The sequence below is a fragment of the Leifsonia sp. GW821-FHT13C05 genome (assembly GCF_058806515.1).
In genome coordinates this window covers 50298-73952 of sequence record NZ_JBXAPT010000010.1, presented here as the reverse complement: position 1 = coordinate 73952, position 23655 = coordinate 50298, and the positions used below count along the sequence as shown (strand labels likewise).

General features: G+C 68.9%; 23 protein-coding genes. 8 read left to right on the top strand and 15 right to left on the bottom strand.

Annotation, left to right across the window (positions count from 1 at the left end):
• Positions 1–123: 123 nt before the first annotated feature.
• From AC1ROC_RS19965 to AC1ROC_RS19950, 4 genes are all read right to left on the bottom strand, one after another.
• Positions 124–495 carry a hypothetical protein gene (locus tag AC1ROC_RS19965; RefSeq protein WP_143465817.1) on the bottom strand — a complete coding sequence of 124 codons (372 nt, stop codon included), beginning with the start codon at positions 493–495 and terminating at the stop codon, positions 124–126.
• 2 nt (positions 496–497) lie between these two features.
• Positions 498–713 (bottom strand): hypothetical protein, encoded by a 216-nt coding sequence (locus AC1ROC_RS19960; protein WP_085369643.1) that lies wholly within the window; start codon positions 711–713, stop codon positions 498–500.
• A 160-nt stretch (positions 714–873) separates the two neighbouring features.
• A complete protein-coding gene (locus tag AC1ROC_RS19955; RefSeq protein ID WP_085369645.1) occupies positions 874–1710 on the bottom strand; it encodes a M15 family metallopeptidase in 837 nt (278 codons plus the stop codon).
• Positions 1711–1784: 74 nt separating this feature from the next.
• A complete protein-coding gene (locus tag AC1ROC_RS19950; RefSeq protein WP_493001926.1) occupies positions 1785–2687 on the bottom strand; it encodes a DUF1287 domain-containing protein in 903 nt (300 codons plus the stop codon).
• Positions 2688–3046: 359 nt separating this feature from the next.
• On the opposite strand from AC1ROC_RS19950, the gene AC1ROC_RS19945 reads away from it, so the two are divergent.
• The 6 genes from AC1ROC_RS19945 to AC1ROC_RS19920 all read left to right on the top strand — a co-directional run bounded on the left by AC1ROC_RS19945 (position 3047) and on the right by AC1ROC_RS19920 (position 11459).
• The gene (locus AC1ROC_RS19945) at positions 3047–5047 is read left to right on the top strand and encodes an MDR family MFS transporter (protein ID WP_247597251.1); all 2001 of its coding nucleotides are present in this window, start codon (positions 3047–3049) and stop codon (positions 5045–5047) included.
• A 385-nt stretch (positions 5048–5432) separates the two neighbouring features.
• A complete protein-coding gene (locus AC1ROC_RS19940; protein ID WP_085369650.1) occupies positions 5433–6758 on the top strand; it encodes an ABC transporter substrate-binding protein in 1326 nt (441 codons plus the stop codon).
• Positions 6759–6825: 67 nt separating this feature from the next.
• Positions 6826–8001 carry a carbohydrate ABC transporter permease gene (locus AC1ROC_RS19935; RefSeq protein ID WP_493001925.1) on the top strand — a complete coding sequence of 392 codons (1176 nt, stop codon included), beginning with the start codon at positions 6826–6828 and terminating at the stop codon, positions 7999–8001.
• Positions 7998–8924 carry a carbohydrate ABC transporter permease gene (locus AC1ROC_RS19930; protein WP_085369653.1) on the top strand — a complete coding sequence of 309 codons (927 nt, stop codon included), beginning with the start codon at positions 7998–8000 and terminating at the stop codon, positions 8922–8924. Before AC1ROC_RS19935 ends, AC1ROC_RS19930 begins: the two co-directional genes overlap by 4 nt.
• Positions 8925–8926: 2 nt before the next feature.
• Positions 8927–10432, top strand: a complete 1506-nt coding sequence (locus AC1ROC_RS19925; RefSeq protein ID WP_168688404.1) for a GH1 family beta-glucosidase — start codon at positions 8927–8929, stop codon at positions 10430–10432.
• Positions 10433–10436: 4 nt separating this feature from the next.
• Entirely contained in the window at positions 10437–11459 is a 1023-nt protein-coding gene (locus AC1ROC_RS19920) for a LacI family DNA-binding transcriptional regulator (protein WP_168688403.1), read from the top strand.
• A 34-nt stretch (positions 11460–11493) separates the two neighbouring features.
• On the opposite strand, the gene AC1ROC_RS19915 is transcribed toward AC1ROC_RS19920, so the two are convergent.
• From AC1ROC_RS19915 to AC1ROC_RS19900, 4 genes are all read right to left on the bottom strand, one after another.
• Positions 11494–12804: a type II toxin-antitoxin system HipA family toxin gene (locus AC1ROC_RS19915; protein WP_493001924.1), complete on the bottom strand. Its 1311-nt coding sequence runs from the start codon at positions 12802–12804 to the stop codon at positions 11494–11496.
• A gap of 3 nt (positions 12805–12807) precedes the next feature.
• Complete coding sequence (locus AC1ROC_RS19910; protein WP_085369714.1) at positions 12808–13119, bottom strand: helix-turn-helix transcriptional regulator; 312 nt, start codon at positions 13117–13119, stop codon at positions 12808–12810.
• Between the two features lie 109 nt (positions 13120–13228).
• The gene (locus AC1ROC_RS19905; RefSeq protein WP_168688400.1) at positions 13229–14056 is read right to left on the bottom strand and encodes a phosphatase PAP2 family protein; all 828 of its coding nucleotides are present in this window, start codon (positions 14054–14056) and stop codon (positions 13229–13231) included.
• A gap of 115 nt (positions 14057–14171) precedes the next feature.
• On the bottom strand, positions 14172–15074 hold the full coding sequence (locus tag AC1ROC_RS19900; protein ID WP_168688399.1) for a DNA-methyltransferase: 903 nt from the start codon (positions 15072–15074) through the stop codon (positions 14172–14174).
• Positions 15075–15140: 66 nt separating this feature from the next.
• On the opposite strand from AC1ROC_RS19900, the gene AC1ROC_RS19895 reads away from it, so the two are divergent.
• Positions 15141–15425: a GNAT family N-acetyltransferase gene (locus AC1ROC_RS19895; RefSeq protein WP_085369663.1), complete on the top strand. Its 285-nt coding sequence runs from the start codon at positions 15141–15143 to the stop codon at positions 15423–15425.
• On the opposite strand, the gene AC1ROC_RS19890 is transcribed toward AC1ROC_RS19895, so the two are convergent.
• The 7 genes from AC1ROC_RS19890 to AC1ROC_RS19860 all read right to left on the bottom strand — a co-directional run bounded on the left by AC1ROC_RS19890 (position 15385) and on the right by AC1ROC_RS19860 (position 23146).
• Positions 15385–15699, bottom strand: coding sequence for a hypothetical protein (locus AC1ROC_RS19890; protein WP_493001923.1), 315 nt, complete (start codon positions 15697–15699; stop codon positions 15385–15387). The two genes, AC1ROC_RS19895 and AC1ROC_RS19890, sit on opposite strands and share 41 nt — an antisense overlap.
• Before the next feature lie 10 nt (positions 15700–15709).
• Positions 15710–16534, bottom strand: coding sequence for a heme ABC transporter ATP-binding protein (locus tag AC1ROC_RS19885; protein WP_493001922.1), 825 nt, complete (start codon positions 16532–16534; stop codon positions 15710–15712).
• Positions 16531–17646: a FecCD family ABC transporter permease gene (locus AC1ROC_RS19880; protein WP_493001921.1), complete on the bottom strand. Its 1116-nt coding sequence runs from the start codon at positions 17644–17646 to the stop codon at positions 16531–16533. Before AC1ROC_RS19880 ends, AC1ROC_RS19885 begins: the two co-directional genes overlap by 4 nt.
• On the bottom strand, positions 17643–18800 hold the full coding sequence (locus tag AC1ROC_RS19875; RefSeq protein ID WP_493001920.1) for a heme/hemin ABC transporter substrate-binding protein: 1158 nt from the start codon (positions 18798–18800) through the stop codon (positions 17643–17645). The genes AC1ROC_RS19880 and AC1ROC_RS19875 overlap by 4 nt, the downstream gene beginning before the upstream one ends.
• Positions 18797–21019, bottom strand: coding sequence for an HtaA domain-containing protein (locus AC1ROC_RS19870; RefSeq protein WP_493001919.1), 2223 nt, complete (start codon positions 21017–21019; stop codon positions 18797–18799). The genes AC1ROC_RS19875 and AC1ROC_RS19870 overlap by 4 nt, the downstream gene beginning before the upstream one ends.
• Positions 21020–21213: 194 nt before the next feature.
• The gene (gene lplAB, locus AC1ROC_RS19865; protein WP_085369671.1) at positions 21214–22263 is read right to left on the bottom strand and encodes a lipoate-protein ligase LplAB; all 1050 of its coding nucleotides are present in this window, start codon (positions 22261–22263) and stop codon (positions 21214–21216) included.
• Between the two features lie 37 nt (positions 22264–22300).
• Positions 22301–23146 carry an alpha/beta fold hydrolase gene (locus tag AC1ROC_RS19860; RefSeq protein ID WP_493001918.1) on the bottom strand — a complete coding sequence of 282 codons (846 nt, stop codon included), beginning with the start codon at positions 23144–23146 and terminating at the stop codon, positions 22301–22303.
• Positions 23147–23218: 72 nt separating this feature from the next.
• Between AC1ROC_RS19860 and AC1ROC_RS19855 the strand changes: the two genes are divergently transcribed.
• Entirely contained in the window at positions 23219–23650 is a 432-nt protein-coding gene (locus AC1ROC_RS19855) for a MarR family winged helix-turn-helix transcriptional regulator (RefSeq protein ID WP_085369675.1), read from the top strand.
• Positions 23651–23655 lie beyond the last annotated feature (5 nt).

The following is a 23655-nucleotide window of genomic DNA, read 5'->3' as shown; positions in this document are numbered from 1 at the left end:
ACGACCAACCGGATGCCCCTTCGGGAGGACACCTGGTCTTAACCGAGAGAGAGTCCCCAGCACGCGGAACATGACGCGACTGCTGGGGAATTCTCAGATATTTCTCTCCGGCACTGCGCCGGACTAATCGCCGTGCCCCAGGACCAACTCCTCCACCGCTTCGAACGCGCGCGCGACACCGGAGCAGCGCTGCACGTCTCCCGACATCGCCAGGTCAGCGGCGACCTGCGTAACCGCTGTCCGCGCATCCAGCAGCCCACGATGGTACGCGTCGCGCTCGCCCTGCGTCCGCTCGGCGTCGAAAGAACGGTCGGCGCCGCGCATCCGCCGGCACTCCACAGCGGGGACCAGGATGCTCACCTCGCGCAGCGCGTCGGTGAACAGCAGGATGCTGTCTCTGTCGTCGTCGTAACCGCCCGCGAGCCCGACGAGCACGTTCCCGTCCCTGGACCAGCGGATCAGTTCCCCGATCAGCGGATGGTCGATGGCCGGCACGGTCACACCGAGGTAGCGACGAGGGCCGCCCACATGGCCACGAGGGCGCCGACCGAGATCACCGCGGCAGCGCCGATCACCACCACCGGCGACCGCCAGAACGGACCAGGGCGCGCGGGTGCGCCGGCGGGCACCCGCTCGAGCTCTGCCCGGAGTTCAGCGAGCGTCATGCGCTGCTGGCCGAGCACGTATGGTGCGTCGTCGTCGGCGATAGTCATCGAGTGCCTTCATCGAGTCGGGGGTTTCGGTAACGGGGGCAGCAGGTGCGGCCGCCGTCACCAGAAGAGACGCAGAATGTGCGCCTCGATGACGCCACGCTCGAAGAAATACGTGCGTCAGCTCGTCAGCGAGGTCAGCAACTCGCGTCCGCGGCGCACCTCACTGATACGTCGTGCCGCCCGGCACCCCGAAGAACTCCTCCAGCGTCGTCACGCCGGTCGCGTGCAGCTGGGCCGCCAGCGGCGCACCGATGTAGCGGAAGTGCCACGGCTCGAACGTGAACCCGGTGACCGGCACCTTGTCGGCCGGATACCGCAGCAGGAAGCCGAACCGCCAGGCGTTCGCCGCGAGCCACTCCCCCTGCGGTGTCTGCGCGAAGCAGGCGGCGAGGGAGCATTTCGCCGGGACGGCGCTGATGTCGACGGCGAGCCCGGTCTGGTGCTCGCTGTGCCCCGGCCTGGCCGTGTCGGTGTCCGCGTACGCCTGGCCGTTGCGTGCCACGTCGTCGTTGTAGACCCGCACCTGCGACTCGTACGACCGGTATGCGCTCTGCACCGAGAACTCGAGGCCGGCCTCCGCCTTGCCTGCGGCGAACATCGCGACCAGCGCCGTCGCCACCTCCTGCCGCATCGGCTGGCGGTTCACGTACGTCACGTCCGGGTAGACCAGGTCGCCCGGGACGTACTCCGGCGGCTTCAGCCCCCGTTGCTTGTTCGCCACGACCCAGGTGCTTGCCGGATCGTCGACCGACTGCGCCGCCTTGTCGAAGCCGACTGCTGTCGGCGTGGGCGTGACCGTCGGCGTCGGGCGCGACGACGCAGACGGGTCCTCCGTCGGGCGCGACGGCTTCGAGTGCGGCGTGCCGGAGCGCCGTGGATGGTCGGCCGCCGTCGCCCCGCCCGTCGCGCATCCGCTGAGTGCCGCGACGACGATCAGCGCACCGCCGAGAAGCGCGGCCGCCGTCGCGCGGGCACGACGCGGTCGAAGCTCCCCCATGTTCACGCGATGAGCATATCTCGGCGCGGTGCAGCGGAGCGGTACTCCCAGCCGCGTCGCGGCGGGCGTGCAGGCTACTTGGAGAGGCTCCAGAAGTGGCCGATGGCGCCGGGGTGGTCGACGGTGATCGTCGTGTCGAGGTCGCGGTAGTCGGTGTCCTCGTTGTGGCCGACCATCTTGATGACGACCTTGCCGTCGACCTTCTGCACGGAGGAGACGATCTGCACGTGGTCGAGGGAGTCGTTGTCGTTCCAGTCGAACATCACGATGTCGCCGACCTTGATGTTGTCGCGCTGGTCGAGCGGGTACTCCGTGAGGCCGAGAGCCGCGGCGTTCGCCTGGAAGTACGCATCCATCGACGGCACGTAGCCCCAGGCAGGGCTCCAGTCGGCCGCGGCGTCCTTGTTGTACCAGTCGGCGTTCATCTGCCAGCCGCGGGCGATGAGGGACTGGCTGACGAAGTTGGCGCAGTCGCCGCCCACCGGGTTGAGGTCGCCCCACTCCGCGGTGTTGTAGTTCTTCCAGTAGGTCATCGCGTATGCGAGCTGCTTGTCCACCGGCGTCGCGACCTTGTAGTCGTACGCCTTGTCGCTGCTCGCGATGGCCTTGCCGTTCTTGCCGGTGAGCGCCACATCCACGGCGCCGGCCTGGTAGTTGGCGGCGGGAGGGACGACGGCGACGACCTTGCTGTCGCTGGTGTGCGTGACCGTGGCCTGCTGGCCGCCGATCTGCACGCTCTTCACGTCGTCGAGGTTGTTGCCGGAGATGGTGACCGTCCCTGCACCGGAGACGCTGCCTGCTGCCGGGCGGATCGTGGAGATGCTCGTGCTCTCCGACGACGGGGATGCGCCGGCCACGGCCTTGGTGATGGGCGACGGTTCGCCCGCGCATCCGGTGAGGATGAGCGCGGTGGCTGCGGCGAAGCCTGCTGCCACGAGGAGGCGGCGCGACGAGGTCGTACGGGATTGGCGGAACATGGGACCTTCAGATCGAATGTCGAATTGGGGGGCGTCGGATTCGGGTCTCCTTTCACGGTACGCCTGGTTTTTCGGTGACACCTGTGCGGGGGGTGTGGTTCGCGTGGATTCGATCCATACATCCGCATGAATGCGCGGAATCCGGGATACGCGTTCGCTTGTGGCGAACGTTTACATATGACAACTACTTCACGTTGCTGAAACAGTCGCACCGGGTGTAACTTTGCACTCTCCGCAAATTTTTTTGTGCCCCACACCGGTGTGACTCCCGTGGCTCGGGCGTCCCCATCAGACTCTCGACTCGGAGATTCATGTCAAGCCAAGCATCCGCGGCGCCCGCCGCACCGAGGAACGCGATCATGACGCACCGTCAGATCCTGTTCGTCATTTTCGGCCTCATGGCCGGTATGTTCCTGTCCGCCCTCGACCAGACGGTCGTCGGTACCGCCATCCGCACCATCGGCGACGATCTGCACGGTCTGAGCCAGCAGGCGTGGGTCACCACCGCCTACCTCATCGTCTCCACGATCTCCACGCCGATCTACGGCAAGCTGTCCGACATCTTCGGCCGCCGCCCGCTGTTCATCCTCGCGATCGTCATCTTCGTGGTCGGCTCGATCGCCGCCACGTTCTCGACCTCGATGATCGAGCTCGCGGTGTTCCGCGCCATCCAGGGCCTCGGCGCCGGTGGCCTGATGTCCATGCCGCTCGCCATCATGGGCGACATGCTCGCCCCGCGCGAGCGCGCCAAGTACCAGGGATACTTCCTCGCCGTCTTCGGCATCTCGAGCCTCATCGGCCCGCTCGTCGGCGGCCTGTTCGCCGGCGCCAACGAGATCCTGTGGATCGCCGGATGGCGCTGGGTGTTCCTCATCAACGTGCCGATCGGTGTCATCGCACTCTTCATCGTGATGCGGTTCCTGCACCTGCCGAAGCGAGAACGCGGTTCCGCCCGCATCGACTGGTGGGGCGCGACGGCGGTCGTCGTCGCCCTGGTGCCGCTGCTGCTCGTGGCGGAGGAGGGACGCGACTGGGGCTGGGACAGCGCCGGGGCGATCGCCTGCTACGTGGTCGGCGCCATCGGCATCGTGGCCTTCATCCTCGTCGAGATGGCGATGAAGGACGACGCGCTCATCCCGCTCAAGCTGTTCCGTTCCTCCACCTTCTCGATGGCCACCATCATCGGTGTGTTCGTCGGCTTCGGGATGTTCGGCGCCATGCTGACCCTGCCGCTCTACCTGCAGCTCGTGCTCGGCGCGACGCCGACGGAGTCGGGCCTGCAGATGCTCCCGATGATCCTCGGCCTCATGATCTCCTCGATCGCCTCCGGCCAGATCATCTCGCGCACCGGCCACTACCGGCAGTTCCCGATCATCGGCACGGCGCTGCTGTCCGGCGGGTTCTTCTACCTGACGTTCCTCAAGTTCGACAGCTCGTACTGGTTCATCGCCGGCGCCATGCTGCTCATCGGCCTGGGCCTCGGCCAGCTCATGCAGACGCTCACCATCGCCAGCCAGAACTCGGTGGGGCTGAAGGACATGGGTGTGGCGACCAGCGCATCCACGTTCTTCCGCCAGATCGGTGGAACGCTGGGCACGGCCGTGCTGCTGTCGCTGCTGTTCACGGTGATGCCCGGCAACATCCAGACCTCGCTGAGCGACAAGCCGACGCTGACCAATGCTCTGGATGCGGCACTCACGCCGTCCGTGGCGAGCGCGCCGGAGAACAAGCAGATCATGGACACGATCTACAACAAGATCGTGACCCCGCTCGAGGCGAACGCGCAAAAGGGCGCGCACGACGCGGCCGTCGCACAGCTGGTCGCCCAGGGCGTCCCCGCCGACATCGCGGCCACGAAGGTGCCCGCTGCCCCGATCGACTTCTCGAACGCCGACCAGCGTTCGCAGGTGGTCGAGAAGGCGGTGCCCACGCTGCAGACCCAGCTGAAGAAGTCGGACTCCGCCGGTGGCGCCAGCCTCGACGACACGTCGTTCCTGAACGGCGCCGACAAGCGGCTCTCCAAGCCGTTCCTGGTCGGCTTCAACCAGTCGGCCATCGAGGTCTACTGGGTGGCGCTGATCGTGGTCCTGATCGCGTTCGTGCTCACCTGGTTCTTCAAGACGCCGCCGCTGCGGGCCAAGTCGGCCCTCCAGGAGGCCGCGGACGACGCGGCCGACGCAGCGGATGCGGCTGCCGACCGCGAGCGCGTGCTCGCCGGCACCGTGGCTGCGGAGAGCGACGAGGAGTACGACACGGGCATCCTCGCCCACCGAGCTGCCGACGACTTCGGCGCACTGATCGAGCCGGGAGCCGACACGGCCTCCCTGCGCGCGCAGCGCCCGAAGCCGGCTGCGGAGTAGGTTCCAGCGCATCCAGCGGCCGTCGCCCTCGCGGGCGGCGGCCGCTGTGCGTTGTGGGTGCGCGAGCCCCGAACCGCGCCCCGCGACGGTAACGATTCGGTCACGACGCGACGACCGCGCAGAGTCGCCATGACAGCCTCACGACGGCGTTCCTTGCGTCCCGAACCCCCGGAATTGTTGGGCAAGACGCAGAATCACCCACGGCGCGAGCGGCAGAATTACACATCCGCGGATTGGTGCCGATGAGAGCGCGACCACGCTCGCGCTTGACACCGCCCGCAATGCCTGCATATTCTCTGTGGCAACGCGTGAGAGCGCTCTCACACCAGTGGTTGAGAGCGCTCTCAGCGCCCCACCACCAGACCACGCACACAAGGGAGTGACCGTGAAGTTCTCACGACGCACCAAGGTTGTCGCCGCCGTTGCAGGCGCCGCATCCTTCGCCCTCCTCGCCGCAGGATGTTCATCCAGCGGTGGAGACAGCGGCAGCAGCTCGAACCCGATCACGTTGACCGTCACCACGTTCGGCACAATGGGATTCGACAAGCTCTACTCGCAGTACGAGAAGGAGCACCCGAACATCAAGATCAAGGCGACGAACATCGACACCGGTGACAACGCCCTGACCGACTGGCAGACCAAGGAAGCGGCCGGAAGCGGCCTCCCCGACGTTCAGGCCGTCGAAGAAGGCTGGCTCAGCAAGGTCATGCAGGTCTCCACGGACTTCAACGACCTGAAGGACTACGGAGCCGACAAGATCAAGGACCGCTGGGTCGACTGGAAGCTCAAGCAGGCCACCGACAAGGACGGCCGCATCATCGGCTACGGCACCGACATCGGGCCGGAGGGTCTCTGCTACAACAGCAAGCTCTTCGCCGCCGCCGGTCTGCCGAGCGACCGCGACTCCGTCGCCAAGCTGTTCGGCGGGGACAACGCCACCTGGGAGGACTACTTCAAGGTCGGCCAGCAGTACAAGGCCGCCAGCGGCAAGCCGTTCTACGACCAGTCCGGCTTCCTCTGGAACGCCATGGTGAACCAGCAGCCGGAGGGCTACTACACCAAGGACGGCAAGCTCAACATCGAGGACAACTCCACGCTCAAGGGCCTGTGGAGCCAGCTCGCCGGTGGAGCGGCTGCCGGCCTCTCCTCCAACCAGACCCAGTGGGACTGGGGCAAGGGCAAGGCGTTCACCGACGGCTCGTTCGCCACGTTCGTCTGCCCGGGCTGGATGCTCGGCGTCGTGCAGGGCCAGGTCAAGGCCGGCGGCGGAGACGCAGCGACCGGGTGGGACTTCGCCAACGTCTTCCCCGGCGGCGCAGCCAACTGGGGTGGATCGTTCCTGACCGTCCCGAAGCAGTCGAAGCACCCGAAGGAGGCCGCTGACCTCGCCGCGTGGCTGACCACCGCCAAGTCGCAGGTCGCCACCTTCCAGGCCGCGGGCACCTTCCCGTCCGTGACCGCAGCGCAGTCCGACTCCGGCGTGACCGGCGAGAGCGACCTGACGAAGTTCTTCAACAACGCTCCGATCGGTCAGATCCTCGCCGAGCGTGCGAAGGGCGTCGTCGCCCAGTACAAGGGGCCGGACGACTCGGTCATCCAGTCCCAGGTCTTCGGCCCGTCCGTGCAGGAGCTCGACTCCGGCAAGGCGAACGGCGACCAGGCCTGGGCCAACGCGATGAAGCTGCTCAACCAGCTGGTCGTCAACAAGTAGCATCCAGCACCGACCGGGCCCCCGCCGCGCAGGCGGCGGGGGCCCGCACCCTGGGGAGAACCAGCGCATGACCTCCGTGACAACACCGCCCACCGCGGCCGACGCCGATGGCACAGGCGCCGCCGACCGCACAGACCGCACAGACCGCAGCGACCGCCGCAAGCAGGATCGGGATGCGCGCCGCGCCCTGACCCCGCGTCAGAAGCTGAGTCGCTTCGACGTCAAGGCGTCCCCCTACTTCTACATCGCACCGTTCTTCGTGCTGTTCGGCCTGGTCGGACTGTTCCCGCTCGTCTACACGTTCGTCGTGTCGCTGAACAAGTGGAACCTCCTCACCGGCCCCGGCGAGTGGGTCGGCCTCGGCAACTACGCCGCCGAGCTGAGCGACCCGTTCTTCTGGAACTCGCTGTTCAACACCCTCAGCATCTTCCTGCTGTCCGCGATCCCGCAGCTGATCGGCGCCGTGCTGATCGCCGCGATCCTGGACCAGAACATCCGGGCCAAGACGTTCTGGCGGATGAGCGTCCTCATCCCCTACGTCGTCACGCCCGTCGCTGTCACCCTCATCTTCTCCAGCGCCTTCGACGAGAAGTACGGCCTGATCAACAACCTGCTGCAGTCCGTCCACCTCTCCCCGATCAACTGGAAGACCGAGACGTTCCCCGCGCATGTCGCCATCGCATCCATGGTCAACTGGCGCTGGACCGGCTACAACGCGCTGATCCTGCTCGCCGCGATGCAGGCCGTGCCGCGCGACATCCACGAGTCGGCCGCGCTCGACGGCGCGGGCGCGTTCCGCCGCTTCTTCTCGATCACGCTGCCGAGCATCCGGCCCACGATGATCTTCGTCATCGTCACGGCCACCATCGGCGGCCTGCAGATCTTCACGGAACCGAAGCTGTTCAACCCGTCCAGCGCCGTGCCGGGCGGGCCGCAGCGGCAGTACCAGACCACCGTCCTCTACCTGTGGGACATGGCGTTCAACCGCCAGAACTTCGGCAAGGCCTCGGCCATCGCCTGGCTGCTGTTCATCATCATCGTCGCGTTCGGGGTGCTGAACTTCCTCATCTCCCGGCGCATCGCATCCACAGAGGCCCGGATGGGCGCCAAACGCACCGCACGTCGGCTGGCGGCTTCGCGCGCCACGGCGGGGGCGGGTGACGCGGGCAGTGGGAACAGTGACGACACGGCCACCGAGGGCGATCTCGCCCTGGTCGCCGCAAGCGAGGAGAAGAGATCATGACCGCCACCGTCGACCGCAACGGCCAGGCAGAGCAGCGCTCGCCCCGGGCGGCAGCGCCGAAGGCCGGCTCGCAGAAGGGCCGGGCGCCGAAGCGCCGCGCGCTCGGCATCGACCGCCGCCCCGGTTTCCTCACCTACGGGCTGCTGATCGTCGTGTTCATCGGCGGCGTCTACCCGCTGTGGTGGTCCGTCGTCGCCGGGTCGAGCCCGAGCAGCGTGCTCACCTCCACCTACCCTCCCCTGCTTCCCGGCGGACAGTTCTGGACGAACGTGGCGCAGGTGCTCGACACCGTGCCGTTCTGGCTCGCTCTCGGCAACTCGCTCATCGTCGCGAGCATCATCACCATCTCGGTGGTCGGGTTCTCGACGCTCGCCGGCTACGCGTTCGCGAAGCTGAAGTTCCGCGGCCGTGAGGGGCTGATGGTGTTCGTCATCGCGACCCTCGCCGTGCCGACCCAGCTGGGCATCATCCCGCTGTTCATGGTGATGAAGCAGTTCGGCTGGACGGGCACCCTGGGCGCGGTCATCATCCCGACCCTGGTGACCGCGTTCGGCGTGTTCTTCATGCGGCAGTATCTGGTGGACGTGATCCCGGAAGAGCTGATCGAGGCCGCGCGCGTCGACGGCGCCAACATGATCCGCACGTTCTGGCACGTCGGCGTCCCCGCCGCGCGTCCCGCGATGGCGATTCTCGGCCTGTTCACCTTCATGACCGCGTGGACGGACTACCTGTGGCCGCTGCTCGTCGTGCCGCAGAACCCGACCCTGCAGGTCGCGCTGAGCCAGCTGCAGTCGGCCAAGTACGTCGACTACTCGATCGTGCTCGCCGGTGCCGTCATGGCCACCATCCCCCTGCTCATCCTCTTCGTGCTCGCCGGCAAGCAGCTGGTCTCCGGCATCATGGCCGGCGCGGTGAAAGGCTAAGAATGACCTTCCAGACCACCGACTGGCCTGCTGGTTTTCTGTGGGGGTCGGCGACCGCCGCTGCCCAGATCGAGGGCGCAGCGCACGAGGACGGCAAAGAGGACTCCATCTGGGACCACTTCGCGCGCATCCCGGATGCCGTCGCCGGCGGGGACACCCCCGAGGTCGCCGTCGACCACTACCACCGGATGCCGGCGGACGTCGCGCTGATGAAGCAGCTCGGCCTGCAGTCGTACCGGTTCTCGATCTCGTGGGCGCGTGTGAAGCCGGGCGACCGCTTCGTGAACCGCGCAGGGCTGGACTTCTACAGCCGCCTGGTCGACGAGCTGCTGGATGCGGACATCCTGCCGTGGCTCACGCTCTACCACTGGGATCTGCCGCAGACGCTCGAAGACGCCGGCGGCTGGGCGAACCGCGACACGGCGTACCGTTTCCGTGACTATGCTGCCGCGGTCTACGACGCTCTCGGCGACCGGGTGAGCCACTGGACCACCTTCAACGAGCCGCTGTGCTCGTCGCTGATCGCGTACGCGGCCGGTGAGCACGCTCCCGGTCGTCGGGAGCCGCGCGCAGCGCTGGCGGCGCTGCATCACCAGCACCTCGCGCACGGACTCGCGGTGCAGACGCTGCGGGATGCGGCGGGCGCGGGCACAGCGTCCTCCGCCGCTTCCGCCGCTGCGCTGCGCGTCGGCATCACGCTCAACCTCACCAACGCCGTGCCCAACGACCCGTCCGACCCGGCAGACCGCGAGGCGGCGCGCCGCATCGACGGCCTGTGGAACAGGATGTTCCTCGAGCCGCTGCTCCTCGGCAGCTACCCGGACGACGTGCTCGACGACCTCCGCGAGCACCGTTTCGAGGAGCTGGTGCACGACGGCGACCTCGCCACCATCGCGCAGCCGATCGACTTCCTCGGCGTGAACCACTACCACGACGACAACGTCTCCGGGCATCCACTGCCGGCGGATGCGGTCCCCGGCCTCACGCCGACGGACCGGCCGAAGTCGTCGCCGTTCGTCGGCAGCGAGTACGTGACGTTCCCGTCGCGGCACCTGCCGCAGACGGCGATGGGCTGGGAGGTCAACCCGGACGGGCTGCGCACCCTGCTCGTCCGGCTCGGCCAGGAGTACCCGACGCTGCCCCCGCTGTACATCACCGAGAACGGCGCGGCGTACGACGACACGGTCGCTGACGACGGACGCATCCACGACACGGAACGCGAGGCGTACATCCTCGCCCACGTGGATGCCGTCCGCTCCGCCATCGCGGAGGGTGCCGACGTGCGCGGCTACTTCGTGTGGTCGTTCCTCGACAACTTCGAGTGGGCCTGGGGATACGAAAAGCGCTTCGGGATCGTGCGGGTGGACTACGAGACGCAGGAGCGTACCGTGAAGGAGTCCGGCCACGCGTTCGCCCGGCTGATCGCGGAGGCACGGAGCACGGCCGCCACGCCCAGCCGCTCCGCCGAGCCCGTCGGCTCTAGCATGGGTCTTGCGGTAGAAAGGTGACCCGATGACGTCGGAGCAGGTGGACGGTCGCGCCGTTCCCACCCTCGAAGCGGTGGCGGCGCGTGCGGGAGTCTCGCGCGCCACCGTGTCCCGCGTCGTGAACGGTTCCACGAAGGTCACGCCCGAGGTGACGGAGGCCGTCACCAAGGCCATCGCCGACCTCAACTACGTGCCGAACCGCGCCGCCCGCTCCCTCGCATCCCGTCGCACGCAGGTGATCGCCCTGGTCGTGCCGGAGTCGACGGCGAAGGTCTTCGCCGACCCGTTCTTCGCATCCATCGTCCAGGGCGTCGCCCTGCACCTGGCCGACACGGAGTACACGCTCAACATGGTGATCTCGTCGGAGCTGAACCCCGACAAGACCAGGCGGTACCTGATGGGCGGCAACGTCGACGGCGCCCTCGTCGTCTCCCACCACTCCGGCGACCACTCGTACGCGCAACTCGGCTCGACACTGCCGATCGTCTACGGCGGCCGCCCGGTGAGCGAGACAGAGCACAACGCCTCCTTCGTCGACGTCGACAACGTCGCCGGAGCGGCGGGCGCGACAGAGCACCTGATCGAGCGCGGCCGCCGCAACATCGCCCTCATCACCGGCCCCCAGGACATGCCGGCCGGCCTCGACCGCTTCACCGGCTGGCACAGGGCGATGGATGCGCACGGCCTCGACACCTCGTTGGTCGAGTACGGCGACTTCTCCCCCATGTCCGGCATGGAAGCCATGCGCCGCCTCCTCGCCCGCGGCGTGCCGATCGACGGCCTGTTCGCCGCCAACGACCAGATGGCTGCCGGCGCATACTCGGCCATCCTGGAGGCCGGCCTGAGCATCCCCGGCGACATCGCGGTCGTCGGCTACGACGACGACTACTTCGGCCTCACGGCGACGCCGCCCCTGACCACCGTGCACCAGCCGTCGGTCGGGCTGGGCGAGACGATGGCGGAGGTCCTGGTGCGCCGCATTGAGGGCGAACCGGTGGACAGGGTGACGCTGCTGCCGACGGAGCTGGTGGTGCGGCAGAGCTCGTAGGGGGTGAGGCGCTCAGCTTGGTGCTGCGCGGCGGCTATAAGTGTTTGGCCATGAACTCGGCGGCGTACGCTCTCTGGGTTTCGTCGAAGGCTGAAGCCATTCTCTCGATCTCCGCAGCGGAGATACCATTGCCGGCCGCCGTCGCTCCCCACGCTCCGACTGCGCTGACCACTCCAGCCAGCGCCTCCGCTGCAGCGACGGCCGTGAGCCCGTAGACCTCTCTGGTCTCGATGAGCAATCGGATGTCGCGATTCGTCGGGTCGTCCCGGTCACTGATCCGGCGTGAGCGGACCCGGCTGCCGGCCCGGTTCGGATTGACGTCGAAAAGCGGGCTCAGCCTCCAGGTTCCACGCTCGCGGACGAAGCCGTGATTCTTCCAGTGATCGTCGACGTTGCCGACGAGGACGGTGAGCGCGACGCGTCGGAACATCTCTCGGAGGTCCGCTGCGGCAGACACCGACACAAGGCGGTCGATGGTGTCGGCGAAGTCCGCGTATGTCGCCCCCTGGTTCTGCGGCGTCAGCTCCATCGCCGTCATCGCTGAGATGAACCCGACCCGATGCTCGCCTGCACGGTCGAAACGCTCGATCAGCAGCGAGGACTCGTGCTCAGCCAGCCGGATGAGGCGGCGCCGCGGCACGCGAAGGCCGGCCTGCTCGGCGATGTCGAGTGCGGTCGCCTCCCAGGCCTCGAGATCGGAGTGACGGTCGCGGTTCGACGGGAGCTTCAACATCCAGAGAGAGCCGTCACTCTCCTCGATGGTCGCTTTCGGGCGCGCGCCACCGAGGCTGGAGCCGGCGAAACCGAGGATTTCGATGTCTTCGTCTGTTGCCTCGTATTCCTCGAACCGGCTCGCAGCCTCGGCGATACGGTGGACGTCCTGTGCGTTGAGCCCCGTGTGCATCCCCGCCGTCAGCCAGGCACCATCGTCACGGGATGCTCCCTGTGCGGTGAAGCGCAGCGAGCCCATCCGTGTTGCATCGTTTTGCTGCACAAGGTGGTCGAACTCGCCGATCGAGCGAGGCGAGCCGTCTTCGCGCAGACGTGCGTATTCGGTGTCGATCAGCCCGGCCCCCCAGTCGTCCGGCGTGACGTCAGCGAATGCCCCAAAAAGCGTTGCGTCTTCACCGGAGAACTGCTTTCCGCTGACGAGTGGGAGGTCTGGCGAGATCGCATAGCGACGTGGACTGGAAAGATAGGACTGCGCGTATTCGAACGAACTGCCCACGAGCGTTCGCCCACCCAGGTAGGAAGCGCGAAGCGTACCGACGAGAACCGGCTTGCCCGGACCTTCGTCACTATGGACGTCAACGACGTCAAGGAGTCTCATGGGCTCTGCGGCCATGATCTACCTCCCCGACTGTTTCGCTGTGGAGATCCCGACTTCCTCGTCCATGAGTGCACGGCCAGCGTTCGAGTTCCAGGGGTCAGTACTGGCGACGACGGTGTTCGCGATTCCGAGGACATCCAGTACCGCGAGCACCGAGTCGATGCGCGGAGCGCCGGTGCCCTTCTCGAGCGCTCGGAGAGTGTCGCGCGTGACGTGAGCCCGCTCAGCGAGCTGCCCGGCCGTGAGCCCCTGGAGTTTGCGCCAGCGTTCGATGTTGGTGCCGAGCTCACCGAGGATCCGCCGTCGGGCTGGCGACTGCCTGCTGACCATGTCCACCTCCACCCTGACATCTATACACGTCGACTATACAGCTTTTGACGCGTTTAGCTGTCAATAGGTTCACGTAGCAGGGCGGCTCCACATCAGACCCAGCCCACGATCACCCCAGCGCCCGGAACACCCGGTTCCCCAGCACCGCGAGCACGAACCCCGTCGCCACGATCGCCGCAACACCCCCGGCGTACGCCACGAACAAATGCTGGCTCGCGCCATCCTGCGCGGAGAAGTAGGTCACCAGCAGCGCCGCGACCGCTCCGACGGCGCAGACCACCGCGATCCAGAGCAGGGTCCACAGCTTCGTGCGCACCGGGCGTTGCGCGGTGGGCACGCGAAGCCAGGAGTAGAGCAGGCCGGCGATGCAGCCCCAGAATGCCACCACGAGCATCCCGGCGACCACGTCGCTCGGCCGGTGCCACTGCTCCACCAGCGTGGATGCGCCTGCCGCGATCGTGAAGATCGAGCCGATCACCGCGGCCAGCGGGCGGAAGCGCGGGGATGCGACGAGGAAGACGACGAGCGCCGCCGACGCAGCGACGGTGGTGTGCCCGGACGGCAGGGAGTTGGCGAGGCCGACGTCCACGCCTTTCGACGGGCGGCTGAGCACCGTGTACTTGAGCAGCTGGGTGCTGCCGTTGGCGAGTGCCGCTGCTGCGACGGCCACGAAGAAGACCGCCCAGTTGCGGCGGAACGCCACGATCGCGAGGGCGGCGATACAGCCCAGGATGACCGAGGCGGCCGGCAGTGCGTTGAGGAAGGTGTGGGCGAACTCGATCAGGTCGCCCTTCCACGCGTCGGCCCCCGCGAAGGCGCGTTCGTCGATGACCTGGCCCATGTAGCTCTGCACGAACACCAGGTAGATGAGGGCGAACACCACGGCCGTGCCCAGCGCACCCCAGACGAAGGGCAGAGGGCGGAGCGCGGTTCGCATAGTGCCCCAGCCTCCCATACCGTTCTTGGTGTTCTCCGGACGGGTGCTCCGGGGTGTCTGGAATCGTGTCGGGAATCGCGTCAGGAATTCGTCTCCGGACAGTGGATGCGCGCCGCTACCCCTCCACGAACCGCACGGCGGGCTCCGCGGCGGCGAACCGCGCCCGCATCACGCCGATCGCGTCTGGGTTGCTGTCGACCAGCAGGAACCGTCGCCCGAGGGCGGCGGCGACCGCTCCGGTCGTCCCGCTTCCCGCGAAGAAGTCGAGCACCCAGTCGCCTTCGCGGCTCGACGCCTGCACGATGCGGCGGAGGATGCCTTCCGGCTTCTGGGTGGGGTACCCGGTCTTCTCGCGGCCGGTCGGGGAGACGATGGTGTGCCACCACACGTCCGTCGGCAGCTTGCCCAGCTCCGCCTTCTCCGCCGTCACCAGGCCGGGCGCCATGTACGGCTCCCTGTCGACCGCCGACGAGTCGAAGAAGTAGCCTGCGGGGTTCTTCACGTAGACCAGGATCGTGTCGTGCTTGGTCGGCCACTTGTTCTTCGACTTCGCGCCGTAGTCGTAGGCCCAGACGATCTCGTTGAGGAACGATTCGCGGCCGAACAGCGCATCCAGCAGCACCTTGGCGTAGTGCGCTTCGCGGTAGTCGAGGTGCAGGTAGAGCGTGCCGTGGTCGGCGAGGATGCGCCACGCCTCGATGAGGCGCGGCTCGAGGAACGACCAGTAGTCGTCGAAGCGGTCGTCGTAGCGCAGCAGGTCGCCTTTGATGCGCTCGTAGCTGCGCCCTTTGAACCCGGTGACGCTGCCCGCGCCGCCCGCCGACCGCACCGACGTGGTGCTCCGCCTGGTCTGCGACCGGCCGGTGTTGAAGGGCGGGTCGAGGTAGATGAGGGTGAACGACTCGTCCGGCAGGGCGGCCACGATGTCGAGGTTGTCGGCGTGCACGACGGTGCTCGGCGCATCCGGATGCCAGGCCACGGGAGGGAGGGCCGCATCCGCGGTGGCGTCGTCCTGCATTCCACCATTCTCGCAGTGTGTGCGCCGGGTCGCCGCCGCGTCGCCCGTCGGGGTTAGCCTGGCGGCATGAGTCTCACCGTGGTGAAGCAGCCAGAGTCCTCCCGTTACGTGCTCGTCAAGGACGGAGAGCAGATCGGCGTCGCCGAGTACGACCTGCGCGACGACGCGATCGTGTTCACGCACACCGTGATCGACGAGGAGAAGCGGGAGAAGGGGATGGCGTCGACGCTGGTGCAGGAAGCGCTCGACGACGTGCGCGCGAACACCGACCTGCGCGTGGTCGCGACGTGCCCGTACGTGCGGCACTGGCTCAGGGAGCATCCCGAGTATCAGGACCTGCAGTCGCGCTAGACGGCACGTCGATCCGGATGGTGCCGCCCTCCCAGATGCCCTTGTCCCCGTCGCCGGGCAGCGGGGCGGGAGCGGGGAGCATGGACTGCCGGTCGAGCTCGACCTGGGCCTCGTGACGGGTCGGCGCGAACACCTCGTCGCCGATGCCGACGATGCTGCTCGACGAGCCTCCCGACGTCTTCGTCTTGTCGGAGAAGTCGATCCAGCCGAGCCTCGACGCCACGACAACGAGCACCACTGCGGCCACCACGCCGCCGACGATCCACCAGTTCACGCCGGCCAGGCTACCCGAAAGCACTGAGAATGTCCCCCATCCGGGGGCGAACAGCAGTGGATGCGCGCACCGGCAGCACGAGCAGCGCTCCGGTCACCGGGTGGTCGACGGTCTCGACCGGGTGCCCGTAGACAGCGCTCAGCCGCTCGCCGGTGAGGACGTCGCGCGGGGATCCGTCCGCGACCACACGGCCGTCGGCGAGCAGCACGACCCTGTCCGCGTACGCGGCGGCGAGGTTCAGGTCGTGCAGCACAGCGAGCACGGCGGCGCCGTCCGCCGCAAGCCCGGCGGCGAGCGCGAGCACCTGCTCCTGGTGGCCGATGTCGAGCGCGTCCGTCGGTTCGTCGAGGAGCACGACACGGCAGCGCTGGGCGAGCACCCTGGCGAGGGAGACGCGGGCGAGTTCTCCGCCGGAGAGGGTGGTCACATCCCGGTCGGCGAGGTGGGCCGTGTCTGTGCTGGCGAGCGCGGCGTCGACGATCCCGTCGTCGGTGGCATCTGCGCCGTCCGACGGGAGACGTGACCACGGCATCCGCCCCATCGCGACGACCTCGCGCACCGGGTAGGAGAACGACACCCCCTTCTGCTGCAGCAGCACGCTGCGCAGGCGACCGAGCTCCTGCACCCGGATGCGCGACAGCGGCCGTCCGTCGATGGTCGCCGTTCCGGCATCCGGCGTCACGTCGCCCGCCAGCACGGAGAGCGCCGTCGACTTGCCTGCGCCGTTCGGGCCGATGAGGGCGACGAGTTCGCCGGGACGTACCGCGAGATCCACGTCGGACAGCAGCGCCCTGCCGTCGACGGCGAGGCTGACGCCGCGCAGTTCGGCGCTCACGCTGCGCCCTCCTTGGCGGCGATGGTGCGCCGGAGCAGCACGAAGAAGACCGGGCCGCCGACGAGGGCGGTGAACATCCCGATGGGTAGGTCGGCGAACGGCACGACCGTGCGCGCGGCGAGGTCGGCCGCGCTGATCAGCAGGGCGCCGCCGAGGGCGCTGGCCGGGATGAGTGCGGCGTGCGCCGGTCCGATCAGCAGCCGCAGCAGGTGCGGGATGATCAGGCCGACGAACGCGATGATCCCCGCGAACGACACGGCGACGGCGGTGAGCAGCGCCACCAGGAGGATCGCCACCAGCCGCACCCGCTCCACCGGCACGCCGAGGTGCCTGGCGCTGCGTTCGCCGAGCGCGAGCGCATCCAGTCGCCTGGCCAGCAGCCACGCGCAGCCCACGCCGACGACCAGCAGGGGCGCGGTGACGGCGACGGCCGCCCAGGTGGCTCCGTTGAGAGAACCGAGCTGCCAGAACATGATCTGCTCGCGGCTGGCGGTGTCCGCCTGGAAGACCAGGAAGGCGATGATCGCGTTCGCCACGGCGTTGATCGCGATGCCGGTGAGCACGAGCATCAGCACCTGGGTGCGGCCGCGGGCGCGGGAGAGCAGGTAGACGAGCACGGTGGTCAGCACGCCCATGATGAAGGCGGCGAGCGGGATGCTCGCCGGGCCGAGCTGCTGCAGGTCGAAGACGATCACGGCGCAGGCCCCGACGGCGCAGCCGGCGGAGACCCCGACGACGGCCGGCTCGGCCAGCGGGTTGGCGAAGACGCCCTGCATCAGCGCGCCGGCCACACCGAGCGCTGCGCCGACGACGATCCCGAGCGCCACCCGCGGGAACCGGATGTTCCAGAGTGCGCCGTCCGCGTAGGTCGCCGTGCCGGTCGCCGCGGGGCCGATGCCGATGCGGCGGCCGATGGATGCGACGATCTCGGCCGGAGAGAGCGCGAACTGGCCGACGGCGGAGGAGAGCAGCACGGCGGCGGCGAGCAGCACCACGAGGGCGACGAGCACGGGGACGCGGCGGCGGCGCGCGCGGGTGACGGCGCTGAGACGCTGACCCTGCTCAGCGCGCTGCCGCTGCCGGGGGTGCGTGGCGGCCTCGGCACTCGTCACCTGCCGGCCCCCGGCCGGTACAGCGCGTCGGCGAGCGACAGCAGCACGGCGGGCGTCGTCGGGCCGAACGACAGCAGCTGCCCGTCGTTCATATCCACGATCCTGCGGTGCTGTCCGGCCGTCGTGTCCGCGACGCCCGGCCGCTGCAGCAGACCGTCGACCCCGCCCGTGGAGGCGAGGCCGTCCGTCATCATGAGGAACACATCCGGGTTCGTCGCCAGCAGCGCCTCGCTGTTGGCGGGCTTCGCGCCGGTGATGCCCGCCTCGGTCGCCACGTCGACGGCACCGAGCGCTCCGATCAGGTCGTCGGCGCCCATCCCCTTCCCGAACAGGAAGAACACTCCAGCGCGGCCGCGCACGTAGAGCATGGCCGCACGCAGCCGGTCGTCGCCGGTCGGCGCCATCTCCGCGATGGTCTTCTTCGCCGCCGCGAGGTCGCCCGCCACGCGAGCGGCGAGCCGCTTGCCGTCCGCGTCGAGCCCGACCGCGTGAGCGACCGTCTCGATCTGCGAGCCGATGGCGCCGATGCTGCGTTCCGCGTCGAAGAACACGACAGTGACCCCGGATGCGCGGAGCTGGTCCTGCACGTCGCGCGGCCCGAGCGTCGTGTCCGTGAGCACCAGCGTCGGGTGCAGCGCGAGGATCGCCTCACCGTTGAGCTCGTGCCCGTTCTGGGTCACCAGCGGCAGTTTCGACATCACCCCGAGCGTGTTCGATGCTCCCCGGCCGACGAGCGCATCGCCGAGCCCGAGGCCGACGACCGTCTCTGCGAGGGTGCCGTAGACGTCCAGGGCCAGGATGCGGCTGGTGTCAGCGACCGTGACCCTGGTGCCGGAGGCGTCGTCGACCGTCACAGGCAGCTTCGGCTTCGGCGCGGTGGTGATCGGCACGACGTCGGCGACGGGCGCGGCGGTCGACGGACCGGTGATGGTGCGCGGGTCGGCGAGGCCGCTCAGCGCATCCGGTGCCGTGGCCGTGCTGCTCGGCGCTGGTGATGCGGCCGACGTCGCCGCCGTCGCGCCGCATCCCGAGAGCGTCGCGACCACGGAGACGACGGCGGCCAGCCGCAGGAGTCGGGCGGACCGCGACGGCCGCCGACGCCCGTGGGCGGAGCCGACGGCCCCGCCCACGGCTGCTTCGGTGCTGGAGGTCACGCCTGCGCCACCGCCTGGGTGGACGCGCGGCGCCGCACGGCGACGACCGCCGCGACCCCGACCAGGACCATCAGGCCGCCGAGCAGCGGCCAACCGCCGGCGTCTCCTCCGCCGGTGGTGGCGAGGCTGGACGCTGTCGCGCTGTCGCAGGCGACGGATGCGCCGAGCGGCAGGCTGAACGAGACGGGATCGAGGGCGGTGCCCGCCTCGTAGAACCCGGCGAATGCGGATGCGCCTGCCGCGGTGAGCGTGACGGGAGCGTCCGTCGCGGTCACCCGGGAGCCGGATGCTCCTCCGTTCAGCGCGACGGAGGCGAACGCGATCCCGGAGTGGTCGCTGGCGGCGCCTCCCATGTCGGTCGAGTGCACGTCGGCGACGATGGTGGCCGAGTCCGGCCCCGTCACGCGGAGGGCGATGTTGGAGAGCACGAGGCTGAGGACGCCGCCGTGACCGGAGAATGAGACGCTGCCGGGGAAGCGCGCGATGCCCTTCTCGTCCTCGGGGTTGTAGCTGCCGGAGCCGTTCGACCAGCCGAACCGGCCGTCGGCGTACGTCACGCCGGAGAGGGTCCACGATCCGTTCGCGATCCCGCCGGAGATGTAGGTGCGGAAGCTCGACTTGAGGCCCCAGCTCATGGTCGCGCCGTCGATCGAGCGGGCGACGCAGACCGGCTCTGCGACCGCGGTCGGTGCGGTCACGACCGCGGGGACCGCGGGCTCGACGGGCGGGGTGACCACCGGGGCCGCCGTGACGGTGTGCGAGACGGGAGCGGCCGTCGAGCCGGCGAACGCGGAGGGGTCGGCCGGAGTGAACGTGGCCGACAGTGTGCGCTCGCCCTGGGGAAGGGTGGAGATGCGGGTGGTGGCCTGGCCGTCGCGGAGCACGAGGTTGCGCGCGACCACGGTGCCGCCGTCGAGGATGCTCACGGTGCCGTCGGCCTTCGGCGAGACGGTGACGGTCACATCCACACCGGCGCCCGCAGCCGAGCTGACCGACGAGGTGGTGAGGCTGAGGGTGGTGGCGACGGGCGCCACGGCGGGGACGGCGAACGCGATCGGCGTGTACGTGTCCTGGCTGCGGTCGGCCGAGCCGTGTGCGGCGAAGGTGTACACGCCGCACTCCTCGGTGGAGCAGTCGACCTGGCGGCCGTTCGAGGTGAAGACCTGCGCGATCCCGCTCAGTGTGGTGGTGAACGCGCCGTCCGCTCCGATCGTGCGCACCCACGCGACGCCCTGGAAGAGCGAGGCGGTGAGGTTCCAGGCCGGCTCGTTCGCGGCCGACTTGGGTCCGACGCCGACGTAGACGCCCGGCACGGCTCCGCCGGTCGCGGCGAAGCCCGCGCCCGTGACGGTGATGGATGCGCCGGCGGGGTCGAGCCCGGTGGCCGGGGCGACGGTGACGGATGCGGGGGCGGGCGCGCCGACGGCGGTGACCGTCACGCTCACGGCCGAGGCGGTGGATGCGGCGAAGGCGGTGGAGTCGGACGGGGCGAACGATGCGGCGATCGCGTGCGAGCCGACCGCGAGACCGCTCGTCGTGAGAGCCGCGGTGGCGCCGGAGACGTTCGCCGTCCCGAGCGTCGTCGCACCATCGGTGAAGGTGACGACACCCGCGGCGGCCGGGCTGACCGTCGCCGTGACGGTCACGGGCGAGCCGTCCGTGACGCTGGCGGCGCTCGATGCCAGCGCCAGCGTGGTGGAGGCGGGCGGGGCGGGAGCGTAGACCAGCGGGGTGGTCGAGTTCTGGCTGGTGTCGCTCATCCCCTGGCCGTGGCCCTTGGAGGTGTAGACCGCGTACGCCGCGATGGATGCGCTGGCGGCGGGGACGGTGACCGTGACGGAGAACGTGCCGTCCGCGTTCATCGGCGCCGTGCGGCCGGACGGGCTGGTGCCGTCGACGTTGCCCGGCGCGATCCAGACCGTCTCGCTGCTGATCAGGCTGCTCGCTCCGAGGTAGAAGCCGGGCAGTCCGGCCGGGCCGACGCCCAGGTAGATACCCTGCGTGCTCGGGGTGAAGCCGCTGCCGCTGAGCGTGATCGTGCCGCCCGCTGCCGGGACCTGCTGGGCGGAGACCGCCGGCCCGGCCGCGTGGGCCGGGGTGGCGACGGCGGTGACGCCGAGCGCCGCCAGGGCGGTCGCGACCAGGGCGGCGAGCAGGCGCGTGCCGCGTGGTCTGGCCGGTGCCGTGGCGGCTGTGGGCGGGGAACTCATCGATCTCATGGCGCTCCTGTGAGCGGGTCGGCGCACCGCCGACCCGCTGGACTCTGAATGGTGTGGTTAGGTAAGGCTTAGCTAACTAAGCTTTGCCTAACCTAACAAGATCGCCGCTCCGAACGCAATCAAGCCCAGGGTTTTTCCTCGCAAGACGACGACGAAAAAGCCTGGGCTCGATGGATGCGCGGGGCGCGAGAGGACTACGGCACGCGGTACAGCCACTCCGGGGTGCCGAACTTCTCGGCGACCAGCTTCTCGGCGGCGGCATACTCCTCCGGAGTGATGTCGCCGGGGGTGGCGCCGTAGAGCTGCGTGAAGGTCTGCTTCATGCGCTCGATGATCTCGGCACGGGTCATGCCCGTCTGGCTGCGCAGGGGGTCGACGCGCTTCGCGGCGCTGGTGATGCCCTTGTCGCTGATCTTCTCGCGGCCGATGCGCAGCACCTCGGTCATCTTCTGGCCGTCCATGTCGTAGCTCATGGTCACGTGGTGCAGCACGGCGCCGGAGCCGAGACGCTTCTGCGCCGCCCCGCCGATCTTGCCCTTCGGGCTGGTGATGTCGTTGAGCGGCTGGTAGAACGCGTCGATGCCGAGCGACTTGAGGGCGACGATCGCCCACTCGTCGAGGAACGCGTAGCTGTCGGCGAAGCTCATCCCCTGCACCAGGTCGGCGGGCGCGTAGATCGAATAGGTGACCACCGAGCCGGCCTCCATGAACATCGCGCCCCCGCCGGAGATGCGGCGCACCACGTCGAAGCCGTACTTCTCGGCGTTCTCCGCATCCACTTCGTTCTTGACGGACTGGAAGCTGCCGATGACCACGGCGGGCTCGTCCCACTCCCAGATACGGAGGGTCGGACCGCGGCGGCCCTCCCCCACCTCGGTGGCGAGAACCTCGTCGAGCGCCATCTGCATCACAGGAGGCACGGCCTTGGAGTGCACGATCTGCCAGTCGTAGTCGCGCCAGCTGGTCGCGCGGGCGAGCGAACGGCGCACGGCGACGGCGACACCCTCCGGCGAGAACCCGAGCAGCGTGGCACCCTCGGGCAGCGCACCGCGGACGGCGGCGGCGATGGTCGCGGCGTCCGCCTCGGCGGGGAGGCCGTTCACCGCGTTGTCGATCGCCTCCAGCGCGGTGTCCGGTTCGAGGAAGAAGTCACCGGCCAGGCGGAAGTTCGCGAGTCTGCCGTCGATCACATCCAGGTCGACGACGACGAGCTTGCCACCAGGAACCTTGTATTCACCGTGCATGACTACAGCCTAGATCGCCGCAGCGCCGATCGAGCGGCTACACCCGGGACGGGATGCGCGCATCCAGCCAGGCGGTCAGGTCGGCCATGACCTCCGCCTTGTTCGTCTCGTTGTAGATCTCGTGCCGGGCGCCCGGGTAGACGATGGTGGTCACGTCGGTGAGCCCCGACCGCTTCCGGTATGCCTGCTCGAGCCTGCGGGCGCTCGCCTCGCCGCCGAGCGGGTCGTCTCCACCCACCTGGATGAGCAGCGGCAGGTCGCGCGGGAACGAGCGGGCCGGGCGGCCGAGCAGCCGGGAGGCGTCGAGCAGGCCGAACAGCTTGGCCAGCGGGACGGACGTGGTCAGCGGGTCGTCGACGAAGGCCTGGGCGACCGCGGGGTCACGGCTCAGCCACTCGACGCCGGTGGTGCCGAGGTGGGCGTGCCGCTTGTTCAGGTCGCCGCTGTTCATCGAGCCGAGCACCCGGTATGCGGTGCCGGAGAGCACGGCGGCGTCGTAGTCGCTGCTGTGTTTGTTGAGGATCATCTGACCCATCAGCGAGCCCCAGCTGTGGCCGAAGAACACGAGTGGGAGGTCCGGGTTCTGGTCGCGGATGATCCCGGAGAAGTCGTGCAGCGCATCCACGGCGGCCCGCAGACCGCCGACCCCCAGGTGACCGAGCTTCTCCGGGTCGTTCCACTGGGCCATGCCGGTGCGGCCGTGGCCGCGGTGGTCGTCGGCGTAGACGGTGTACCCGTCGGCGTTAAGTTGCGCGGCGAGCTCCCGGTATCGACCGGCGTGCTCGCCGACCCCGTGGGCGACCTGGACCACCGCACGGGGGGAGTCGACCGGATACACGTCGTAGGTGATCGGGATGCCGGCGGCGTCGTCGTAGGTGGGCACGTCGCCATTCTGGCGCACGCCGCAGGCGAACGGGATTTATTTAGCGAGACTAATTTGTTAGGCTAACGATGTATGGCTCAGCGACTCTCCACCCACGACCTCAGCACCGCCGTCCGCATCGCGGTGGCGCGCCTGTCCCGTCGGCTGCGCGCGGAGAAGGCGGACGACGAGCTGAGCGACACGCAGACCTCGGCGCTCGCGTTCCTGGTGCGCGAAGGTTCGGGCACGATCGGGCAGCTCAGCGACCACGAGCGGGTCAAGCCGCCGTCGATGAACCGCACCATCAACTGCCTCGAAGAGGCGGGCTACGTGCGCCGCACCCCGGATGCCGACGACGGCCGCAAGGTGGTCGTCGTGCCCACGGAGCAGGGCCTCGCCCTCGTGGCGGAGACCAGGCGGCGACGGGATGCGTGGCTGCACAAGCGACTCCGCACCCTCACGCCGGAGCAGCGCGCGACACTGGCGGAAGCCGCATCCATCCTGCGTGAGCTGGCCGATTCGTGAGTGCG

Coding starts and splice junctions, on each gene's coding strand:
- AC1ROC_RS19920 (WP_168688403.1), top strand. CDS start 10,437: ATGACGTCGGAGCAGGTGGACGGTCGCGCCGTTCCCACCCTCGAAGCG.
- AC1ROC_RS19910 (WP_085369714.1), bottom strand. CDS start 13,119: ATGGTCAGCAGGCAGTCGCCAGCCCGACGGCGGATCCTCGGTGAGCTC.
- AC1ROC_RS19935 (WP_493001925.1), top strand. CDS start 6,826: ATGACCTCCGTGACAACACCGCCCACCGCGGCCGACGCCGATGGCACA.
- AC1ROC_RS19925 (WP_168688404.1), top strand. CDS start 8,927: ATGACCTTCCAGACCACCGACTGGCCTGCTGGTTTTCTGTGGGGGTCG.
- AC1ROC_RS19950 (WP_493001926.1), bottom strand. CDS start 2,687: ATGTTCCGCCAATCCCGTACGACCTCGTCGCGCCGCCTCCTCGTGGCA.
- AC1ROC_RS19900 (WP_168688399.1), bottom strand. CDS start 15,074: ATGCAGGACGACGCCACCGCGGATGCGGCCCTCCCTCCCGTGGCCTGG.
- AC1ROC_RS19955 (WP_085369645.1), bottom strand. CDS start 1,710: ATGGGGGAGCTTCGACCGCGTCGTGCCCGCGCGACGGCGGCCGCGCTT.
- AC1ROC_RS19960 (WP_085369643.1), bottom strand. CDS start 713: ATGACTATCGCCGACGACGACGCACCATACGTGCTCGGCCAGCAGCGC.
- AC1ROC_RS19915 (WP_493001924.1), bottom strand. CDS start 12,804: ATGGCCGCAGAGCCCATGAGACTCCTTGACGTCGTTGACGTCCATAGT.
- AC1ROC_RS19870 (WP_493001919.1), bottom strand. CDS start 21,019: ATGAGATCGATGAGTTCCCCGCCCACAGCCGCCACGGCACCGGCCAGA.
- AC1ROC_RS19930 (WP_085369653.1), top strand. CDS start 7,998: ATGACCGCCACCGTCGACCGCAACGGCCAGGCAGAGCAGCGCTCGCCC.
- AC1ROC_RS19905 (WP_168688400.1), bottom strand. CDS start 14,056: ATGCGAACCGCGCTCCGCCCTCTGCCCTTCGTCTGGGGTGCGCTGGGC.
- AC1ROC_RS19945 (WP_247597251.1), top strand. CDS start 3,047: ATGACGCACCGTCAGATCCTGTTCGTCATTTTCGGCCTCATGGCCGGT.
- lplAB (WP_085369671.1), bottom strand. CDS start 22,263: ATGCACGGTGAATACAAGGTTCCTGGTGGCAAGCTCGTCGTCGTCGAC.
- AC1ROC_RS19895 (WP_085369663.1), top strand. CDS start 15,141: ATGAGTCTCACCGTGGTGAAGCAGCCAGAGTCCTCCCGTTACGTGCTC.
- AC1ROC_RS19855 (WP_085369675.1), top strand. CDS start 23,219: ATGGCTCAGCGACTCTCCACCCACGACCTCAGCACCGCCGTCCGCATC.